A 20,623-nucleotide genomic window follows, 5' to 3' on the forward strand; every position below is an offset into this window, starting at 1 on the left:
TATATTTATGGAGAAAAAACATGAAAGATAAATCATCATTACGCTATTTTTGGGTAACACTATTAAATATTATTATTACAATTGCTGAATTTATTGGTGGGGCAATTTCTGGCTCGTTAGCTTTGCTATCTGATGCTGTGCATAACTTAAGTGATGTTGGTTCGATAGTCTTAGCTTTTGTAGCTAATTTAATTTCTAAAAGAAAAAGAAATACTAGCAAAACCTTTGGTTATGATCGGGCCGAAATTTTAGCAGCTTTTACTAATGGAATTATTTTAATTGTAATTAGTATCTATTTATTTATTGAAGGGATTCAACGCTTCAGCCATCCAGAACCGATTAGAGGGACAATTATGTTGATTGTTTCTTTAATCGGTCTAGCCGCAAATGTCATTTCGATGTTTGTAGTTATGAAAGAGGCTAAGACTAGTCTTAATGCTAAAGCTACCTTCTTAAATATGCTCTCTGATGCAATTACGAGTGTAGCGGTAGTTTTAGGTGCAATTGTTATTTCGATCTGGAAAATTTATTGGATTGATCCAGTATTAACAATCGCTGCTTCGGTATTTTTACTCAAAGAAGCATATGAAGTAACAATTAAGGCAGCTAATATTTTGATGGAGACAAACCCAAGTATCGATTTGAACAAGGTAAATGAGTTAGTCTTGTCTTGTCCACATGTGAATAATATTCACCATGTCCATGTCTGGCAATATTCAGATAATGTGACAATGCTAGATGCTCACATTAATGTGGATAAGAACTTAGATGCTGTTCAGCTAGAAAAAATCTATACAGAAATTGCAAAAAAGTTAAAATCTCTTGGAATTAATCATGTAACATTGCAAGCAGAATGCACGCGCGGAATTGATGATAAGATGATTTTTGCAGATAAAGAAGATTAGTTATTCTGGTTTTGCTGCTATTTGGTAAAATAGGTGCAAAGCCTTTTATTTTTAGGGAGAAAAAAATGAAGTTCGATACAGATGACTTAAAAGCAAGCCTAAAAAATTATCAACAAAAAGCTAGTGATCAATTTAAAGATTTCGCTGAAAACGATTGGCCTGACATTAAAGATCATGTGACAGAAAAAGGACAACAAGCGGGCGACTATTTGAAGAAAAATGGTGGAAAAGTTTATCAAAATTCTGTTAAAGCTTTTAAAAAAGGTGTTAGAGATCTTGATCAGTGGGTAAACGGAACTAGCGTACATAAGGACGATAAATAATATGAAAGTAAATATTTGGGTAGCATTAATTGTCTTGGTAGTTGGTTTATGGGACTTATATTATGCTTATAATCGTTATCAAGAAAAGAAGATAACTAAAAGAGGTAGTAAAGCAGACGCTATTTCTTTTGCAATTTTAGGGACAATTTTTACAATTGGCGGAATTATTATGCTGTTTATGCATTAGGATTAGGTGGTAAGAATTTTGGTTAAGTTGGTTTTAGTTCGACACGGCGAGAGTATAGCAAATCGGGACAATGTTTATACTGGCTGGAATGATGTGCCATTGAGTAAAAAAGGAATTGAACAAGCAAAAGATGCGGGGCTCAAAGTAGCAAAAATTCCTGACTTTGTGCCAACTCATATTCATACTTCCGTTTTGTCGCGTGCAATTATGACTGCAAATATAATTGCGGATGTTTGTAGTTTTCTCTATTTACCAATTACTAAAACTTGGCGCTTAAATGAAAGACACTATGGAGCTTTGAGAGGTATTAATAAACATGTTTCAAAGAAGATCTTTGGTAAAGAACAAGTATTAAAGTGGAGACGTGGGTTTGATAGTGTACCACCGCTTTTAACTCAGCCCGTTCAAGACCGCAGATATCAAAAGTATGATATGCGCTTAATGCCGCAGGGAGAAAGTTTGCATCAAACTCAAGAACGATTGATGCCATATTTTTGGGATCATATTGCACCTGAATTAATGTCCGGCCATGATCAATTGATTGTAGCTCATGGCTCAAGCTTGCGCGCTCTTATTAAAAAAATTGAGGGTATCAGCAATGAGGATATTGTGAAGGTTGAAGTTCCAAATGCAGAACCAATTGTTTATACTTTTGATTCTGACTTGCATATTATTAAAAAAGAAATTTTACACTAAGCGAGCAGACTTTCGGTCTGCTCCTTTTTTAATAGTTTGTATAGGTGGTTTTATGGTAAAATTTTTTACGAGTATATTTGAACAAATTCTTGTAGAGTAGGAGAAAATAATGCGTAAAATATTTTTATTAAGAGGAGCACCAGGATCAGGTAAATCTTCCTTCATTGCTCGTCACCACTTGCAGCCTTACGCTATTTCTCGTGATGAAATTAGGCTGCTCTTGGCGGATTTGACGGTCTATTATGAAGAAAGTACTGATCATTTGCACCAAGTTATTCCTCGTCATGTAACTGTGCGTACAGAGCAAATGGTTGATAATTTGGTCCAGCATAAAATGGCCTACGGCGAAACTGTCATTGTCGATGGCACACATATCACACCTGATAAAATTGAACATTTTCGTCCTTGGGTTGAAAAATATCGCTACGAACTATTTGTAGTTGATTTAATGCAAAATAATAGCTTAGAAAGCTTACTACGCAGAAATCAAACTAGAATGCACTATGACTGGGTTAAACCTGATGTAATTAAGATGATGTATGAACAATATGAAGCAAATCCAGAAGTACCATCTTGGGCCTATTCGATTTTACCCAATGGGATGGAAAGAGCTTTGAGCCAAAGGGAAAAGAACCTAGATCATTATTCACATGTGGTTTGTATACCAGATAAGGTTAAGCCAGAAGATTTTCCACATGTTCATATTTCTAATTTTTATTTTTCTTTTAATGATGAATTTACTAGAAAATATGGAACTTATCGAAATGTTATAACCTTAGCTAAGACTCAGGATGAGGTAATTGAACAATTTAGACTTCCATATTTTGTATTTAAGTTCCACCACAAGCATTTCTTAATTTCTGCTTATCCAATTCGAAATGAAATGTTAGATCCTATTCGAAAAGTAAAAGGAGTTTGGTCTTACTCGACTGGGCTATATAATGTAGCTGATTTTGTAAAAGAATTTCCAGAAAATGAACATCAACATGTTCATCAGTTCAATTTAAGTAAGATTGACCCTACTCGCTTGCTACATATTTGGTAAAAAGAAAACACTTCAAACTGTATTTTTAACAGTTGAAGTGTTTTTTGCTTGTTTTAAGAGTTAAAATTAATAGTTTTTAGCTAAAGCGCCCATTGGATCCCAAGGAAGTAATTGAATTGGGGCTTTGCTTCCTTCATCAAATGCCTTCTTTAAGTCGTCGCTAAGGTATTTCTTGTTGATAACTGCTTGGTAAACAAATTTATCAAACCATTTATCACTCATGACAAAGTAACCTTTAAATCCTGTTTTTTCGCCCCAAGAATTTTCAATCTTCCACTTAGTAGGTTTGCCATCTACTAAGTCAACACCAGTAATAACCATGGCGTGATCCATCATGCTTTCCCCTGAATCAAGCATATCAGCTTTTGACATATCAAAGTTAACATCAAATAAATCATCACGCTTGTATAATTCGGTGTCTAGTAAACCGGCTTGGCGTTCAGAGTCCTTAACAACATTTGAACCAAACCAAACAACTTCACCATTTTTAAGTTGTTTGATAATTAAGTCCTTCATTTCATCAACTGGTAAATTCAAGTGACGAACTTGACGACCGCCTTCAACATTTCCTAAGTATTCAACAGAAAATACCTTATGGAAAGGCTTATCTTTAGTTGGTGCATTAATTGTGGAAATGTATTCGCTCAAGTCCCAGTTAACATATTTCTTGAAGAAGTCTTGTGGACTCAAGTCAGCATCTCTGTGGTAATTACCATCATCATCTTTATATTCAAAATCAAATTGCTTAGGTGGAACACCAAGAGAAATTGCTAAAATACGGTAAACTTCGCGAAGCATTTCATTCTTGCGTTCTTGAACTTTCGCTTCACTCTTACCAGCTTGAACCATCTTACGTAATTCAAGACCATCTTTTCTAAGTAAAGTATTCAAGGTATCGTTTAATGCACTAGAGTTAGTTGCATTAGCTGTTTCTGGGTAAACTTTCTTAGGAACAATACCGTATTTTTCAATAATTCCGCAAAGCATATCCCATTGACCACCATCTTGTTGCGGAGTAGCAAATAGAAAAGCAACTTTACGATCGCCTAAGTCCTTGTCAGCAGTAGCGATTACATTTTCAAAGAACCAGTTTGATTTTTCAAATTTATCCCAGAAGTTAGTGTAGTTTTGAGATAATTCAAAATCTTTAATTTTGAAGTTCTTTTGAATTGAATGACGCATAGTGTTTAAAGCACTGAACATCCAGCAACGGCCAGATTGTTTTTGGTTAGCAACTTTACCAGTATCAATTTCGATTGAAAAAGTTGGATCTAAATCAATCTTAGTTTGTAAATTTTGACTAGCCTTGAAAATACCGTTTTCTTGAGCAGCACGAGCTGCAATTTTGTTAGCTTTACTTGAGTTAAAGTCATTTTCAAAGTCATTAATAAGATCGTTTGTGATTTCCTTGCTCATAGTCTTCCTCCTTAATTAAAAAAAGCTTAAGTATATTTTAGCTTAAATTAAAGATAAACGTCTAGTGATTGAGAAAAAGAATATTGACTCATAAAATTTATTAAAAAAATAAATGATTTTTTTCGTATATATAATCAGGGACATCTTACGAGAATTAACGTAAAATATAGGTCTAGGAAAAAGAGGGGAAAATAATGAAAAAACGTGGTTTTGAAATAGTATCTAAATATCGTAATGCAGGCTTGCACTTGCCGCAAAGACAAACAATTGCCAGTGCAGGTTATGATTTTGAATGTGCGCAAGATATAGTTTTACCATCAATTTGGTGTATGAATTTTGTTAGAATTTTCAGATTAATTAGAAATAGCCATGAGCTGAATGAACGAGACCTTGAATTAGCAGAAAAAGTTTTAAAGCCTTTTCTAGTACCAACGGGAATTAAAGCCTATATGCCAGAAGATGAAGTTTTGATTCTTGCCAATCGCTCGTCGAACACTTATAAGCGTAATGTTACCTTGCCGAATGGAATTGGAGTAATTGATAGTGACTATTATAATAATGAAAAAAATGAAGGTGAGATTTACTTTCAGATGATTAATTACGGAGTTCGTCCACTAAAAATTAAGAAAGGCGAACGAATCGGTCAAGGAATTTTTATGCCTTATCTGAAAGCTGATAATGATGAACCAGTTCAAAGACAACGTCTTGGTGGATTTGGCTCTTCAGGAACAAGGAATGAAGAATAATGGCAAAAGTTAAAACACGTTATAAGTGCCGTAATTGTGGTTATATTTCAGCTTCTTATTTAGGTAGATGCCCTAATTGCGGTGCCTGGAATCAATTTGAAGAAGAAACGCAAGAAGTAAAAAAAGTATCAACCAAGGCAACTGCTAGTCGCTTAATGACTAAAATTGGAAATAATGATCCAGTAAAATTAAATGAAGTAAAAGCTGAAAAAGAAAAAAGAATTGTAACTCCTTTTGAAGAACTAAATCGAGTTCTAGGAGGCGGAATAGTTCCGGGTTCTTTAGTTTTAATTGGTGGAGATCCTGGAATTGGTAAGTCAACTTTGATGCTTCAAATTACCGGTGCTTTAGCTAAAGAGCATAGTGTTTTATATGTTTCAGGAGAAGAGTCGGCTAGTCAGATAAAGATGCGAGCTGATCGTTTAGGTGTAAGCAACAGCGGAATTTTGCTTTATCCTGAAACCAATATGCAGAATATTCGTGAACAGATTGATGAAATTAAGCCGGATTTTTTGGTAATCGACTCTATCCAAACAATGAATGAGCCATCTCTTGATTCGATGGTTGGATCAGCTTCTCAAGTTCGAGAAGTTACGAGTGAGTTAATGAAGATTGCCAAGAATGATCAGATTACTACTTTTGTTATTGGACATGTGACTAAAGAAGGTGCAATTGCTGGCCCTAAGATTATGGAACATATGGTTGATACTGTCCTTTACTTTGAAGGGGATGGCCACCATTCATATCGAATTTTAAGGTCTGTCAAAAATCGTTTTGGTGCAGCTAATGAGATTGGTATGTTTGAAATGAAAAATGAAGGACTAACAGAAGTAAATAATCCTTCAGCGATTTTCTTAGACGAACGTTTACCAAATTCTACAGGTTCAGCAGTTGTCGTTTCGCTTGAAGGAACAAGGCCACTTCTAGCCGATATTCAAGCTTTGGTAACTCCAACTGCCTTTGGCTATGCTAAAAGAACTACGTCGGGGTTAGATTTCAATCGTGTAGCCTTATTATTAGCGGTTTTAGAAAAACGTGGTAACTTAATGTTACAAAATCAAGATGCATTTTTAACGGCAACAGGTGGAATTAAATTAAATGAGCCAGCGATTGACTTGGCAATTTGTATGGCTGTAGCTTCTAGTTATAAAAATAAAGAAATTTCTTCTACTGATTGTTTTGTAGGCGAAGCTGGCTTAACCGGTGAAATTAGAAGAGTTAATCAAATTGAAGCTAGAGTTAAAGAAGCTGCTAAAGTAGGCTTTAAGCGAATTTTTATTCCAAAACATAATTTAACTACTGAGCTTAAGAATAATTCTGAGATTGAAGTAATTGGTGTAGCAAGTTTGCCGCAAGCTTTAAAACTGGTTTTTAATTAGAAGAGAGATTGAACTTTTGCTCGTTAAAAGTTACACTTAAATGGATGAATTTTAATAAATTTTGAAAGAGGCGCTTTAATTTTGGCAAAACAAAAAATCCGTGTTCGTTACGCACCAAGTCCAACAGGTCACTTGCATATTGGTAACGCACGTACTGCATTATTTAACTATTTATTTGCACGTCATAATAAAGGGACTATGGTCTTAAGAATTGAAGATACTGACCAAAAACGTAATGTTGAAGGCGGTTCTAAGTCCCAAATGGAGAACTTGCACTGGTTAGGTATTGACTGGGATGAAGGTCCTGATAAGGGCGGCGACTTTGGCCCTTACCGCCAATCAGAGCGTAAAGATATTTACAATAAATACATTAAGCAATTAATTGATGAAGGTAAGGCTTACTATTCATACAAGACTGAGGAAGAACTAGAAGCACAACGTGAAGAACAACGTGCAATGGGAATTGCTCCTCACTACACTTATGAATACGAAGGTATGACCGCTGATGAAATTAAGCAAGCTCAAGCAGATGCAGAAGCAAAAGGCTTAAAGCCAGTTGTTCGTATTCACATTCCCGAAAATAGAACTTATGCTTGGGATGATATGGTTAAGGGTAAAGTATCATTTGAATCTGATACTATTGGTGGCGACTTTGTTATCCAAAAACGTGATGGTATGCCAACTTATAACTTCGCAGTTGTAATTGATGACCACTTAATGGAAATTACTCACGTTCTTAGAGGAGACGACCACGTAGCTAATACTCCTAAGCAATTAGTAGTTTATGAAGCACTTGGCTGGGAACCACCTAAGTTTGGTCATATGACTTTGATCATTAACTCTGAAACTGGTAAGAAGCTTTCTAAGCGTGACGAATCAGTTCTTCAATTTATTGAACAATATCGTGACCTTGGTTACTTGCCAGAAGCAATGTTTAACTTTATTACTTTGCTTGGTTGGTCACCTGTAGGTGAAAGCGAAATTTTCTCACAAAGAGAACTAATTAAGTCATTTGATCCTAAGCGTTTATCTAAGTCACCAGCTGCTTTTGATCAAAAGAAGCTTGAATGGATTAATAACCAATACGTTAAGAAAGCCGATCGTGATGTTTTATTAGATCTTGCTTTGAACAACTTACAAGAAGCAGGATTGGTTGGCAAAGAAATTTCACCTGAAAAGATGGAATGGGTTCGTCAATTGGTAAATATTTACGCTGTTCAAATGTCTTACACTAAGCAGATTGTTGATATTACTAAGATCTTCTTTGAAGAAGCTCCAGAATTATCTGATGCAGAAATCGAAGAGATTAAGAAAGACGACGCTCGTCCTGTAATTGAAGAATTCAAGAAACAATTAAATGCAATTCCTCGCTTTACTGCTGTTCAAGTAATGAACGCAATTCAAGCTACTCGTCATGAAACTGGCGTTAAGGGTAGAAAATTATTTATGCCAATTCGAATTGCTGCTACTCGTTCAATGGTTGGACCTGGTATCGGTGAAGCTATTGAATTAATGGGTAAAGAAAAAGTTAACAAGCACATTGATTTAACTTTGAAGCAATTAAGCGATTTAGGTCTTTAATTAATTCTGATAAAGTTAAAGCTACGTGAAAGCGTAGCTTTTTTTGTTAGAATATACTAGGAAATAAATGTCTTAAGTGAAAGAAGGATGATCATGAAGGTCTTTAATACTTTAACTCGGCAAAAAGAAGAGTTTAAGCCATTAGTAGCTGGTAAAGTAAGCATGTATGTCTGTGGACCAACTGTTTATAACTATATTCATATTGGAAATGCCCGTAGCGTGATTGCATTCGATACAATTCGTAGATATTTTGAATATCGCGGCTATGATGTGAAATATGTTTCTAACTTTACAGATGTTGACGATAAGATGATTAATGAAGCCCGCAAAGAACATACGACTGTAGGTGAACTTGCTGACCGCTATATTAAGGCTTTTATGGAGGATACAGAGGCATTAAATATTGAGCCAGCTACTCTTCATCCTAGAGCCACTCATGAAATTAAAGAAATTATTGATTTTGTTCAAGACCTAATTGATAAGGGCTTTGCTTATGAAGTTGACGGGGATGTTTATTATCGTGCTAAAAAGTTCCCTCACTACGGTCAATTAAGCGATCAAAATATTGCTGAACTTGAAGAAGGTGCTTCTGAACATATTAATGAAGAAGAACAAAATAAGAAGGAAGATCCAATTGATTTTGCCTTATGGAAAGCTCAAAAAGAAGACGATGAAATTGCTTGGGATTCTCCATGGGGAAAGGGGCGTCCAGGTTGGCATATTGAGTGTTCAGTAATGTCAACTAAGTATCTCGGTGAGACGATTGATATTCACGGCGGTGGTCAAGACTTAGAATTTCCACATCATGAAAATGAAATCGCTCAAAGTGAAGCTAAAACTGGTAAGAAATTTGTTAATTATTGGATGCACAACGGTTTTGTAACTGTGGGTAAAAAACAAGAAAAAATGTCAAAGTCACTACATAACTTTGTTACAGTGCATGACATTTTAAAGGAAATTGATCCACAAGTTTTACGTTTCTATATGTCTAGTGTTCAATACCGTCGTCCAATTAATTATTCTGAAGACGGTTTAAAACAAGCAGAGACTGTTCTTAAACGTTATCAAAATACCTTGCGTAATCTTGATGCTCGCTTAGCAGATGAGCAAGAACCTCTTGAAGATAATACTTTAAGGGATAATTTAACGCAGGCAAAGGCTGAGTTTATTGAAGCAATGGATGACGATTTTAATGTTCAAAATGCTTTGAGCATTATGTATGACCTAGCTTCAAACCTAAATACGCATCTTCAAAAAGATCAAGTGGATAAACCTGCTTTAAAAAAGGCCAAGAAATTGTTGCTTGATTGGCTTGAAATTTTTGGTGTTAGCTTTAATGAAAAGCAGGCTGATGACGATGACGAGATCGAAGTTATGGTTGCTAAACGTGATGAAGCTCGTAAAAATAAAAACTGGGCTGAAAGTGATCGTTTAAGAGATGAACTACAAGCAAAAGGCATTGTAATTGAAGATACCCCACAAGGAACGAGGTGGCACCGTGCTTAAACCAAAGGTTTTGACAGAAAAAAAGACTAATCCAGATGCCTTAGGACCGCTTACCCTAGCTTATTTAGGTGATGGAGTGTATGAAGTTTATATTAGACGCCACCTTGTGAAAGGCGGTATTGTGAAACCACAAATGCTTCAAAGATATGCAACGCACTATGTTTCAGCTAAAGCTCAAGCTGCTTTGATTACAAAGATGCAAGACTTAAATATGCTTGATGAAAATGAATTAGCAGCCTTTAAGCGTGGAAGAAATGCTAAAAGTCATACCCACGCTAAAAATACTTCGATCAATACTTATAAGTTATCAACTGGTTTTGAAGCAATGTTTGGCTATTTAGATTTATTAGGCAAAAAAGAGCGTGTTGATGAGCTAGCAAATTGGTGCATTGACCAAGTAGAGCAGGGAGGATTAGACAACTATGAGTTCGAATAATGATGAGTTTGTGTATGGACGTCATGCAGGAATCGACTTCTTAAAGACGCAAGATGCTAACTTAATTAATAAAGTTTTTTTACAAAATGGCGTTCAAGAAGAATTTGCTAATCAAGTTTATCAATTAGCACGTAAAAAGAATTTAGTTGTGCAGAATGCTCCGAAAAATAAATTGGATCAAATGGTTAATCATGAAAACCACCAAGGATTAGTTTTAACAGTCGCTCCATTTGAATATGCGGATTTAGATAAGCTTCTTGATAAATTTGACCAAGATGGGAAAGATCCCTTTATTTTAATGCTTGATTCAATTGAAGATCCTCATAATTTGGGTTCAATCTTAAGAACTTGTGATGCAACAGGCGTTGATGCAGTAATTATTCCAAAAAGAAGAGCAACTGGCTTAACTTCTGTTGTTGCTAAGACTTCAACTGGTGCTATTGACTATGTTCCAGTTGCTCGAGTTAATAATTTAGTACAAACTACTAAAATGCTTAAAAAGCGCGGCTACTGGATCTTTGGTACTGCCATGAAAGGTGAAGATTACCGTAAGTGGAATGCTAATGGTAAGACTGTACTTGTAATCGGCAATGAAGGTAAAGGAATTTCACCTCTTCTTTTAAAGCAAATGGATCAAACTTTAACGATCCCGATGGTTGGACATGTTCAATCGCTAAATGCTAGTGTAGCAACTGGTGTTTTACTTTATGGGATGTTTAATAGCCGTCATCCAGAAAAATAAAAATATAGGAAAACGCTTGCATATATTAACTGAACCTGATATGATAACAATCAGTAAGAGATTGAAAAAGTAGATTGTTACTATTGGATTAGGCGAGACTACTGAATAACTCTAACTAGCAATACGTTAGTGGAGTTCATTCAGTAGTCTTTTTTTATCCTTTTTTAAGGAGGTGGGGAGAATTGTTGTTGATCAAGCGCGTGTTTAATAATAATTCAGCTTTGGTTGAGCTAGGCAATAATCGTGAAGCAGTTGTAGTCGGAAACGGAATTGCTTTTAAAAAAACTGAAGGAAAGGAGATAGATACGAGTAAAGTTGAAAATATTTTTTATCTTGAAAATAGTGCAACAAAACGGACTATTTTCTCATTATTAAAGAATACACCAGTAGATATTGCTGTAACTACTATGCATGTCGTTGATCACGCACATAGAAAGTATCACTATGAATTATTTGATTATTTTTACTTGTCGTTGAGCGAGCATATTTTAGGAGTATATCATCGAATCTTGGATAATACTTATCAAGCAAGTCAAATCCCTGATATTAAAGATGAATATCCTCTGGAAAATAAAATTGCACAAGAAAGCGTAAAAATAATTGAACGGGATCTAAAAATTAATTTGCCGGTATCAGAAAGAAAAAATATTATGTTGCATTTAATTAATGCAAAGATTCCTGAAAAAAAGCAGTTTAATCAACCAAAAAATATGATCAACATTGAAGAAATGCTGCATATAGTTCAGGTGATCCTTGATCAACATAATATTTATCGATTAGCTAGTAATAATGATGAATATGAGCGTTTTATGATTCATTTGCAATATCTTTTCAGGAGATTAGAGCAGGGAGAAAAATTTCGCTCATCGGATATTACTAAAAAAGTAAAGGATGAATTAATATCCGAATATCCGGAATCATTTGCAGTAGTAAAAGAAATAGATGAACAGTTGAAACAAGATTTTCAATGGGAAATATCGGATGAGGAAAAGTTGTATTTAATTGTTCATATTCAAAGAATTTATGAGAAAAGTTCAAAATACTAGGAGAAAAAGATGGTTAGTAAAGAAGAAATTTCGATGGTTGGATTTACAATTGTTGCTTATGCTGGAGACGCAAAAACAGACTTGTTAAATGCTCTTAAATTAGCTCGTGAAGGAAAATTTGAAAAAGCTGAAAAGTTGATTGAAGAAGCAAATAATTCATTAGTAGATGCGCATAATGCACAGACTAAGTTAATGAGTCAAGAAGCTAATGGAGAAGAATTAGAAACAACTTTTATTATGTCTCATGGGCAAGATACACTAATGACAACAATGCTTTTACGTGATGAAGTTAAATATTTCATTGATTTGTATAAGCAAAATTTAGCTTTGCGAGCTGAAATTGAGCAGCTTAAAGAAGAAATGAACTAAATAAATGGAGGAGTAAAAATGGATGGGTTGGTAAAAAGAATTGAAAAAGCGCAGCCATTTTTTAGAAAAGTTGCGACTAATCAATATTTAAGAGCAATTCGTGATGGCTTTATCGCGTTAATGCCAATTATTATCTTTTCAAGTTTTTTCTTGTTAATTGCTAATGTGCCTCAAATTTGGGGATTTGTTTGGCCTAAAAAAGTAGCTACAGCTTTAAATTTATTTTATAACTTATCAATGGGCTTTTTGTCCTTAATGGCCGCTTCTACTGTAGCTAAGGCCTTAACTGGAAGTTTAAATCTAAAGTTGCCAAAAACTAATCAAATTCCAGTTGCTGGAGTTCAATATACAGCTCAAATTTCCTTTGCATTTGTGGCAATAGATACTTTGTTAAATAAAGGAAATTTATATTTAGCTACTGATATGATTGGAACTAAAGGATTAATTTGTGCCTTCTTAGTAGCATTTATTGTACCTAATATTTATTATTTTTGTTTTAAACATAATGTCACGATCACGCTACCTGATGTAGTACCTCAAAATATTGCTCAAGCTTTTAAGAATATTATTCCGTTTGCTTTAGCAACTACTTTCTTTTGGGCATTTACGCTAATTTTTAGAGCTTTAACTAATATGAATTTGGCAGCTTGGATAATTAAAAGCCTAACTCCACTTTTTACCGCAGCGGATGGGTATGTTGGGTTAGCAATTATTTATGGTGCAATGGCGTTTTTCTGGTTTATCGGAATTCAAGGGCCCTCAATCGTTGAACCAGCAGTTACGGCAATATACCTAACCAATGTTGAAGCTAATTTAAGAGCATTTAATTCTGGAAATATTCAAGGCGCTAATCATATTTTGTCACAAGGAATTCAAATGTTTGTTGCTACTTTAGGAGGAACTGGAGCAACTTTAGTAGTAACGTTTATGTTTGCTTTTTTATCTAAGTCTAAACAATTAAAAGCAGTTGGACGTGCATCAACAATTCCAGTTATTTTTGGTGTTAATGAGCCTATATTGTTTGGTGCTCCATTAATCTTGAATCCGATTTTCTTTATACCTTTTATTTTTGCGCCAATTCTTAATGTTTGGATCTTTAAAATTTTTGTTGATGTGCTTCATATGCCGTCATTTATTTACAACTTACCATGGACCACGCCGCCAACATTAGGATTGTGGATGGGAACTGGTTTTAATATTTTGGCTTTATTACTAGGAATTTTATTACTAGTAATTGATTCATTATTGTATTATCCATTTTTTAAGGCTTATGACGCTTCAATGCTAGCCCAAGAAGAAAAAAAGGAAGAACTTGAAGAAAAAGATGATAAAAAATCGGTTGTAACGTCTGCTGAACCTAAATTTAATGAATCTGAAATTCCACTTGGCAAAACTAAAGATCAACAAGCACTCAATGTTTTAGTTTTATGTGCCGGCGGTGGGACATCTGGAATTTTAGCTAAGTCACTTAATAAGTTAGCTAAAGAAGATAAATTACCTTTAAATGCAGCAGCTGCTGCATTTGGATCACATCATGATTTAATATCTGGAATGGATGTAGTAATTTTAGCGCCGCAAATGGATACCATGAAAGATGAACTTGCAAAGGAATGTAAACAAAATAATGCTCGTATGATTACCACTACTGGGAAGCAATATATTTATATGACGCAACATGCTAATGAATGTTTGAAACTATTAATCAATGATATTAATAAATGACGGAGGCAGTATGTCAACTTTATTGAAAAGGGTAAAAAAGTTACCCAAGAATTTTGTATGGGGTGCAGCCACTGCGGCTTACCAGGTTGAAGGAAATACAAATTTAGATGGTAAAGGAAAGATTATGTGGGATGACTATTTGAAAAGTCAAGGAAATTTCTCACCCAATCCTGCTTGTGATTTTTATCATCGTTATCCAGAAGACTTAAAATTGGCCCATAATCTGGGGCTAAATGCAGTTCGTATTTCGATTGCTTGGACTCGTATTTTCCCTAATGGTTATGTAACGAACAAGCCAAATGAAGCAGGGGTTAAATACTATCATCGACTTTTTCATGAATGCTTAAAAAATAATTTAGTACCATATGTAACACTACATCATTTTGACAGCCCTAAGACTTTGTTTGATCAAGGTGATTGGCTTAATAGAGAAATGATCAATGAATTTGTAAAATATGCAGACTTTTGTTTTCAAGAATTCGCCGAGGTTGATAATTGGTTTACGATTAATGAATTGATTTCATTAGCTATGTGTCAGTATATTCAAGGCACTTTTCCCCCTAATAAGTTATTTGATGTTTCTGATGCAATTCAGGCTCAGCATAATGAATTAGTAGCACATGCAAAAGTAGTTAATCTCTTTAAAGCTAAAGGATATAAGGGACGAATTGGGTTAATTCATGTGATTCAACCTGTTTATCCAGCAACAAATTCAGAAGCAGATCGACATGCAGCTGATTTAAGAGATGCATTTATGAATCGCTTTTTATTAGATGGAACCTTATTAGGTTTTTATTCTGATCGAACGCAGCATTTAATTAAGGAAATTTTAGTTGCAAATAATGCTGAATTAAAGATTCTTCCTGAAGATCTTGAGATTCTCAAACAAGCAAGTAAACAGAATGATATGCTGGGGATTAATTATTATCAAAATCAAACCGTTGCTAGTTATGAAGGACCAAGTGAAACTTATCATAACGGTAATGGAAAAAAAGGTAGTAGTATTTTTGCCTTTCATGGGGTTGGTAAAGATGTGCGAAATCCCGCTATTCCGACAACAGATTGGGACTGGAATATATATCCTGAAGGGCTATATGACGTACTAAAGAGAATAGAACACGATTATCCTGACTATCCTGTGATCTATATAACTGAAAATGGAATGGGTGCAAAAGAAGCGTGGGATAGGTCGAAACAGTATCTTGATGATGATTACCGAATTGATTTTATTGACCAACATTTGGCAGCTATCTTAAAGGCTCGAAATGAAGGAGTTAATGTGCAAGGATATTTCCTTTGGTCTTTACAAGATCAATTTTCATGGTCAAATGGCTATAATAAACGTTACGGCTTAATTTATGTGGATTTCGCTAGTCAAGATAGGCATTTAAAAAGAAGCGCCTTGTGGTTTAAGGCCCTAAGTAAGACTATGCAATAATAATTTCTTAACAGATAAGAAGTTATCGTTCCGAAACGAAGCACAACTTTACTATACTTGTATCCTATAAACATTCGTTCCCTTAGAAAGAATTCATTCTTTTTTTATTCTGATTATCAAATAGAAAAAGGAGGAATTTCCTGAGATGGAAAAAGTGAATGAAGTTTACTTGATTAGAAGGGTGAAAGAAAAGCAAGATATGAAGGCTTTACATGAGCTTTTGGATCGCTACCGGCCTTTAATCAATGGCGCTAAAATGAATTTTTTCATTCGTAATTTTGATAACGATGACTGGGAACAAGAAGCGTTAATTATGTGTTATCAGAGTTGCTGCACATATGATGAAGATCGAGCAGATAATTTTGGTGCCTACTATCGAACAAAATTCTATAATCATTTAAGATCGCTTTTAAGGTATGAACTAGCCCAAAAAAGGACCGCTTTTACTAAATCAATTTCTTACGACAATGTAGTGCAGAAAAATTTAATTAAAGAAGAAGTCGAAGAAATGCATATCACGCCTCGAAAAGAAATGTATCAAAAGTTTATTAAAAAGCTTTCTGATAAAGAAGTAATTGCTCTAAAAGTTTTTTTAGGAGAATTAACGATCGAAGAGGCAAGTCAGAAAACAAAATATAGCCGTTATCAATTATTGCAAGCAAAGGCTCGCTGCAAAGCAAAAATGCAAAAAGAATTGTTTTAAATTCGCATAGAGGTGATAAAAAGACTATAATAATATTTGTAGAATTTATTTAGGAGGTAATTTTAAGATGGCAGATGAAGTTATTAAGACAGAATTGTTAGACCGTCACATGAAGGAAGTTTTTGATTGGAGCGACTCTGACATCCCTGTTAGAGATGCACTATGGGACTACTTTATGGAAAAGAATGGTAGAGATACCATGAAGACGGAAAGTGACATGCTTCCGTTCTTGAAAGACTCTGACGATAAGATCGAAGCCTTCGTCAACGAAAATCTTAAGAAGTAACATCACCTAAAAACAATAATTCTACGCACCGTGGTCACGCATTGTTTGACCACCAAAGAACAATCTCTAGGGATTGTTCTTTTTTTATGAGAAAATATATTTTAAAAGAAAGGGGCGGTAGAATGGACTATATTATTGGAATGGATATTGGCACAACAGCAAGTAAGGGAGTTTTATATCAAGAAAATGGTAAAAAGATTGCAGAATCAACAATTCCGTATCCCTTAATTCAGGAAAAAGTGGATCAAGCTGAAGAAGATCCGCAAGTAATTTTTGATGCTGTGCAAAAGATTATTTTTGACTTAAGTAAAAAGGCTTCAGGAAAAGTAAAGGCAATTTCGTGGTCAAGTCAAATGCATAGCTTAATTGGACTTGGTAAAAATAATCAATTATTAACTAATAGTATTACTTGGGCTGATAACCGCAGTAGAGAAGTTGTAACTGCTGCAAAGAAGAGTGGATTAGCTAATAGTATTTATCAGCGAACCGGAATGCCGCCTCATCCAATGGCTCCTGTGTATAAGCTATTGTGGATTAAAGAAAAAAAGCCAGAGCTTTTTGCACAGGTGCAAAAGTGGATTGGAATTAAAGAATACATTATCTGGCGTTTAACCGGAAAAATAATGACAGATACAACAATGGCAGCTGGGACGGGATTGCTGAACTTAAATAATTTATCTTGGGATGAAGATTTACTTAGCCAGATCACTTTAGAAAAAGAAAAACTGCCAATCCTAGATAAACCAGAGACTGTTGTGGGAGGAATAATCCCCAATTATATTCAAAAATTAGGATTAACTGATCAGACCAAAATTATTTTAGGTGCAAGTGATGGATATTTATCAACAATTGGGGTTGGAGTTCTAAATGATAAATCTTTTGCTTTAAATGTTGGTACATCAGGTGCTGTGAGAGTAATTGCACCAAAGGCGATAGTTGATTCAGAAAATCGTTTCTTTTGTTATCCAGTAGATAAGAAGCACTACCTATTGGGTGGACCAGTAAATAATGGCGGTATAGTATTTGAATGGGCTAGAAAGACAATTTTCGGTCCTGATCAGACAGCTGAAGATTTTATCAATGTGGCAGAAAGTGTCCCTGCTGGAAGCAATGGGTTGATCTTTCATCCTTACTTGGGCGGGGAACGGGCTCCAATTTGGAATGCCCAGGCGCGTGGATCTTTTATTGGACTCACTAGAAATCACACTAAGCCGCAAATGGCACGCAGTGTTTTAGAAGGAATTGTTTTTAATCTTTTGGGTGCAGCTAGAGGCTTATGTGAAAAAATTGGTAAACCAGAGGCACTAAGAGTGACTGGTGGTTTTGTAAAGAGTGATTTTGTGAGACAGCTAATTGCCGATATTTTTAATTTGCCAGTAATTATAATTAAAAATGACCAAAGCGGAACTTTAGCAGCAATGTTTTTGGCACAAGTGGGGATGAAAAGAGAAGCAAATTTAGAAAAAATCGCTAAGAAAATTGATGAGAGCAAGGTTTATTTTCCTAATCCTAAAAATGTTGCAGTTTATCAAGATATTATTCCCATCTATCGTGAAGTTGAGCACGATTTAGATCAAAGTTATGAAAAAATAGCAAGTTTTCAAGAAAAATATCCTAGATTATTTGAATAAATTAAAAATGATCGTTTAGCATAAAAACTAAATGATCATTTTTTGTTTATAGATAAATATTTTTCGTAAATTGCAATAATAAATTGAACACTTTTAGTTAAGCTGCTTGATAGATTCGATCTAATTCTCTTTCAAAGATTTCATCTGGTGTGTGATAAGCTAAAATTTTTCTTGGCAATGAGTTGCACCAGGTTTCAATGTCAATGATATTTTGTAAAGAATAGTTAGCTATTGCTTCTCCTTTAGGAATGAATCTGCGAATAAGACCATTGTGTCTTTCAACTGTTCCCTTATCACAAGAAGTGTAAGGATGGGCATAGTAAACCAGTGTATTGGATGCTTCTTCTAGGTTGTACAGATCCGCAAATTCTGAACCATTATCAGTGGTAATAGTTTTAAAAATATCATTCCAGTGTTCACTGTATTGTCTTTGGAGTTCTTTAAAGGCCTGCATGACACTGATAGAAGTCTTGTCGGGAATACGAATAATTAAGAATTCACGACTCATGCGCTCAGATAAGGTTAACAGCACTTCATCATCTTTAGTCTTATGTCCAAGGACCAAATCGCATTCCCAATGACCGAATTCATTACGTTCACTAATTTCTTTTGGACGTTCTTCAATACTTCTGCCAAGCTTTTTCTTGTTTTTGCGAACACGATGAAGCTTGGTATTGCGTTTAAGCTTCTCAGGCAAGTCGTAATTATAAATGCCTAATAAGCCCTTATCAACGTAATTATAAAGAGTTTTGGTGCAGACAACATCGCTGCTAGAGAATTCGCCAGCAACAGTGGCACGATTACTGCAAACATCAAGCGACCAACCGTCTTTAAAGAAATGTTTGTGGACATAGTGAATAAATTGATTTTTTTTGAGAAAGTCTGATTTACGCCCACAATTTTTACGATGAGCTTGATATACATCATGTCCTTGAGTAGCCTTGTATCTTTTGACTTTACCATGATACAGTTTTACAGTGCCACGTTTAACCTCATAACTGATAGTAGAAGGAGAACAGTTGAGTTCACGAGCAATTGCACGCAAAGAGCAGCCATCTTTCAAACGCAATTGAATAATAACTCGCTCTTCAAATGATAAATGCTTTCCTTTAACGTGCCGATTCATGGTAGAATGTAAAGAGTCCATTTTGACCTCCAATAGAAAGTTTTTGTGGTTATTAACATTCTATCAAACAGGTCCGAATGGACTTTTTATTTTTCTAAAGTGTTCAATTTGATTTTACAATCAACGGATAAATATTTTTAATCAACCGGCCAATATTTTCACTAATCTGAGTGAGATCATGCTGACTGTCCTTAATTGCTTGCTTTAAATCTTTAGCGCCATTTTCTGTCGCAAAAATTGCATCAATTGGTCCATAGAGTTCATCAACCTTTTCACCAATATTTCCAGTTAGACAGATTACAGTAGAATTCGGTGCCACTTCTTTAGCTGCTTTGGCAACTCCGTAGGGAGTTTTACCAAATTTGGTTTGAAAGTCAGTTGCTCCTTCGCCGGTAAAAATAAAGTCTGCATTCTGTGTTTTTTCTTTGAAATGGGTCATTTCAAGTACGGCTTCAACGCCAGACTGGATAGTAGCATTTGTAAAGGTGAGTAAACCAAAGCCAAGGCCACCAGCAGCTCCGGCACCAGGAGTATTCTCATAATTCTTATTCAGATCTCTTCGTACAACAGCAGCAAAATGATGTAAATTTTGATCTAATTCTTCTACCATTTCAGGCGTAGCTCCTTTTTGCGGACCGAAGACGAAAGAAGCACCATTTTTACCTGTAAGTGGGTTGGTTACGTCGCTAGCTAAAATAATTTCGGTATTTTTTAGCCGAGGATCAATTTTAGAGTTATCAATTCTTACTAGATGATTTAAGTTTCCACCGCCTAGAGGAAGCTCTTGGTCCTGTAAATTAAGTAATTTAACACCAAGTGCTTGAGCCATTCCAGCACCGCCATCGTTAGTACTGCTTCCTCCTAGACCAATAATTATTTTTCTAATTCCTGTGTCTAGAACTGTTTTAATTAATTCTCCAACACCGTAAGTAGTAGTTATTAATGGATTTTTATTTTGATCATTAACATATTGCAGACCTGCTGCTTCGGCCATTTCGATGACAGCAGTTTCTTTGTCGCCTAAAATACCATAATGAGCAGTGACAGAAGTATTTAAAAGACCGGTAACTGATTTAGTAAAAATTTTTCCATTTGTGGCATCCACTAAGGCTTGCATTGTACCTTCACCGCCGTCAGCCATTGGAATTTCAATGTATTCGGCAGAAGGGAGGGCTCGTTTTAGGCCAGTATAAATGGAATTAGCGACTTCTTTTGCAGTAAGTGAGCCTTTAAATGAATCAGGTGCGATGATAATTTTCATAAATCTACCTTTTCTGTTTAGTAAAATATTTTTCAATAAAAAAGGGTGTAAACTGTACAACCTTAAGTACAATTTACAC

The 20,623-nt window shown here is 35.0% G+C and carries 21 protein-coding genes; 18 read left to right on the plus strand and 3 right to left on the minus strand.

Features of this window, described 5'->3' with window-relative positions:
- Positions 1-20 precede the first annotated feature (20 nt).
- From F3I00_RS01750 to F3I00_RS01770, 5 genes are all read left to right on the plus strand, one after another.
- Positions 21-905: a cation diffusion facilitator family transporter gene (locus F3I00_RS01750; RefSeq protein WP_003649439.1), complete on the plus strand. Its 885-nt coding sequence runs from the start codon at positions 21-23 to the stop codon at positions 903-905.
- A gap of 65 nt (positions 906-970) precedes the next feature.
- Positions 971-1,228 (plus strand): hypothetical protein, encoded by a 258-nt coding sequence (locus tag F3I00_RS01755; protein ID WP_020807208.1) that lies wholly within the window; start codon positions 971-973, stop codon positions 1,226-1,228.
- A 1-nt stretch (position 1,229) separates the two neighbouring features.
- Positions 1,230-1,415, plus strand: coding sequence for a hypothetical protein (locus tag F3I00_RS01760; RefSeq protein ID WP_020807207.1), 186 nt, complete (start codon positions 1,230-1,232; stop codon positions 1,413-1,415).
- A gap of 18 nt (positions 1,416-1,433) precedes the next feature.
- On the plus strand, positions 1,434-2,111 hold the full coding sequence (locus tag F3I00_RS01765; protein ID WP_065169772.1) for a 2,3-diphosphoglycerate-dependent phosphoglycerate mutase: 678 nt from the start codon (positions 1,434-1,436) through the stop codon (positions 2,109-2,111).
- Positions 2,112-2,220: 109 nt separating this feature from the next.
- Complete coding sequence (locus F3I00_RS01770) at positions 2,221-3,156, plus strand: AAA family ATPase (RefSeq protein WP_003649435.1); 936 nt, start codon at positions 2,221-2,223, stop codon at positions 3,154-3,156.
- 66 nt (positions 3,157-3,222) lie between these two features.
- On the opposite strand, the gene pepC is transcribed toward F3I00_RS01770, so the two are convergent.
- Positions 3,223-4,572 (minus strand): aminopeptidase C, encoded by a 1,350-nt coding sequence (gene pepC / locus F3I00_RS01775; RefSeq protein WP_020807204.1) that lies wholly within the window; start codon positions 4,570-4,572, stop codon positions 3,223-3,225.
- Positions 4,573-4,766: 194 nt separating this feature from the next.
- On the opposite strand from pepC, the gene F3I00_RS01780 reads away from it, so the two are divergent.
- From F3I00_RS01780 to F3I00_RS01840, 13 genes are all read left to right on the plus strand, one after another.
- Positions 4,767-5,318, plus strand: coding sequence for a dUTP diphosphatase (locus tag F3I00_RS01780; protein WP_003649433.1), 552 nt, complete (start codon positions 4,767-4,769; stop codon positions 5,316-5,318).
- Positions 5,318-6,697 carry a DNA repair protein RadA gene (gene radA, locus F3I00_RS01785; protein WP_020807202.1) on the plus strand — a complete coding sequence of 460 codons (1,380 nt, stop codon included), beginning with the start codon at positions 5,318-5,320 and terminating at the stop codon, positions 6,695-6,697. Before F3I00_RS01780 ends, radA begins: the two co-directional genes overlap by 1 nt.
- An 81-nt stretch (positions 6,698-6,778) precedes the next feature.
- Positions 6,779-8,278 (plus strand): glutamate--tRNA ligase, encoded by a 1,500-nt coding sequence (gene gltX / locus F3I00_RS01790; RefSeq protein WP_003649431.1) that lies wholly within the window; start codon positions 6,779-6,781, stop codon positions 8,276-8,278.
- 93 nt (positions 8,279-8,371) lie between these two features.
- On the plus strand, positions 8,372-9,784 hold the full coding sequence (gene cysS, locus F3I00_RS01795; RefSeq protein WP_020807201.1) for a cysteine--tRNA ligase: 1,413 nt from the start codon (positions 8,372-8,374) through the stop codon (positions 9,782-9,784).
- Positions 9,777-10,220: a Mini-ribonuclease 3 gene (locus F3I00_RS01800; RefSeq protein WP_003649429.1), complete on the plus strand. Its 444-nt coding sequence runs from the start codon at positions 9,777-9,779 to the stop codon at positions 10,218-10,220. Before cysS ends, F3I00_RS01800 begins: the two co-directional genes overlap by 8 nt.
- Positions 10,207-10,962, plus strand: coding sequence for a 23S rRNA (guanosine(2251)-2'-O)-methyltransferase RlmB (gene rlmB, locus F3I00_RS01805; protein WP_020807200.1), 756 nt, complete (start codon positions 10,207-10,209; stop codon positions 10,960-10,962). The genes F3I00_RS01800 and rlmB overlap by 14 nt, the downstream gene beginning before the upstream one ends.
- A gap of 182 nt (positions 10,963-11,144) precedes the next feature.
- A complete protein-coding gene (locus tag F3I00_RS01810; RefSeq protein WP_020807199.1) occupies positions 11,145-12,008 on the plus strand; it encodes a PRD domain-containing protein in 864 nt (287 codons plus the stop codon).
- Between the two features lie 9 nt (positions 12,009-12,017).
- Positions 12,018-12,377 carry a PTS lactose/cellobiose transporter subunit IIA gene (locus F3I00_RS01815; protein ID WP_003649426.1) on the plus strand — a complete coding sequence of 120 codons (360 nt, stop codon included), beginning with the start codon at positions 12,018-12,020 and terminating at the stop codon, positions 12,375-12,377.
- A gap of 18 nt (positions 12,378-12,395) precedes the next feature.
- Entirely contained in the window at positions 12,396-14,099 is a 1,704-nt protein-coding gene (locus tag F3I00_RS01820; protein WP_020807198.1) for a PTS lactose transporter subunit IIBC, read from the plus strand.
- 10 nt (positions 14,100-14,109) lie between these two features.
- Positions 14,110-15,537, plus strand: coding sequence for a 6-phospho-beta-galactosidase (gene lacG, locus F3I00_RS01825; protein WP_020807197.1), 1,428 nt, complete (start codon positions 14,110-14,112; stop codon positions 15,535-15,537).
- Between the two features lie 145 nt (positions 15,538-15,682).
- Positions 15,683-16,240, plus strand: a complete 558-nt coding sequence (locus F3I00_RS01830; protein WP_003649423.1) for a sigma-70 family RNA polymerase sigma factor — start codon at positions 15,683-15,685, stop codon at positions 16,238-16,240.
- Between the two features lie 67 nt (positions 16,241-16,307).
- Positions 16,308-16,526: a hypothetical protein gene (locus tag F3I00_RS01835; RefSeq protein ID WP_003647785.1), complete on the plus strand. Its 219-nt coding sequence runs from the start codon at positions 16,308-16,310 to the stop codon at positions 16,524-16,526.
- A gap of 122 nt (positions 16,527-16,648) precedes the next feature.
- Entirely contained in the window at positions 16,649-18,157 is a 1,509-nt protein-coding gene (locus F3I00_RS01840; protein WP_020807196.1) for a gluconokinase, read from the plus strand.
- A 97-nt stretch (positions 18,158-18,254) separates the two neighbouring features.
- Here F3I00_RS01840 and F3I00_RS01845 read toward each other — a convergent pair whose 3' ends face one another.
- Positions 18,255-19,304: an IS30-like element ISLga1 family transposase gene (locus tag F3I00_RS01845; RefSeq protein WP_024273014.1), complete on the minus strand. Its 1,050-nt coding sequence runs from the start codon at positions 19,302-19,304 to the stop codon at positions 18,255-18,257.
- Positions 19,305-19,386: 82 nt separating this feature from the next.
- Complete coding sequence (locus F3I00_RS01850) at positions 19,387-20,544, minus strand: glycerate kinase (RefSeq protein WP_024273015.1); 1,158 nt, start codon at positions 20,542-20,544, stop codon at positions 19,387-19,389.
- Positions 20,545-20,623 lie beyond the last annotated feature (79 nt).

The organism is Lactobacillus sp. JM1, from assembly GCF_009834385.1.
GTDB lineage: Bacteria > Bacillota > Bacilli > Lactobacillales > Lactobacillaceae > Lactobacillus > Lactobacillus paragasseri.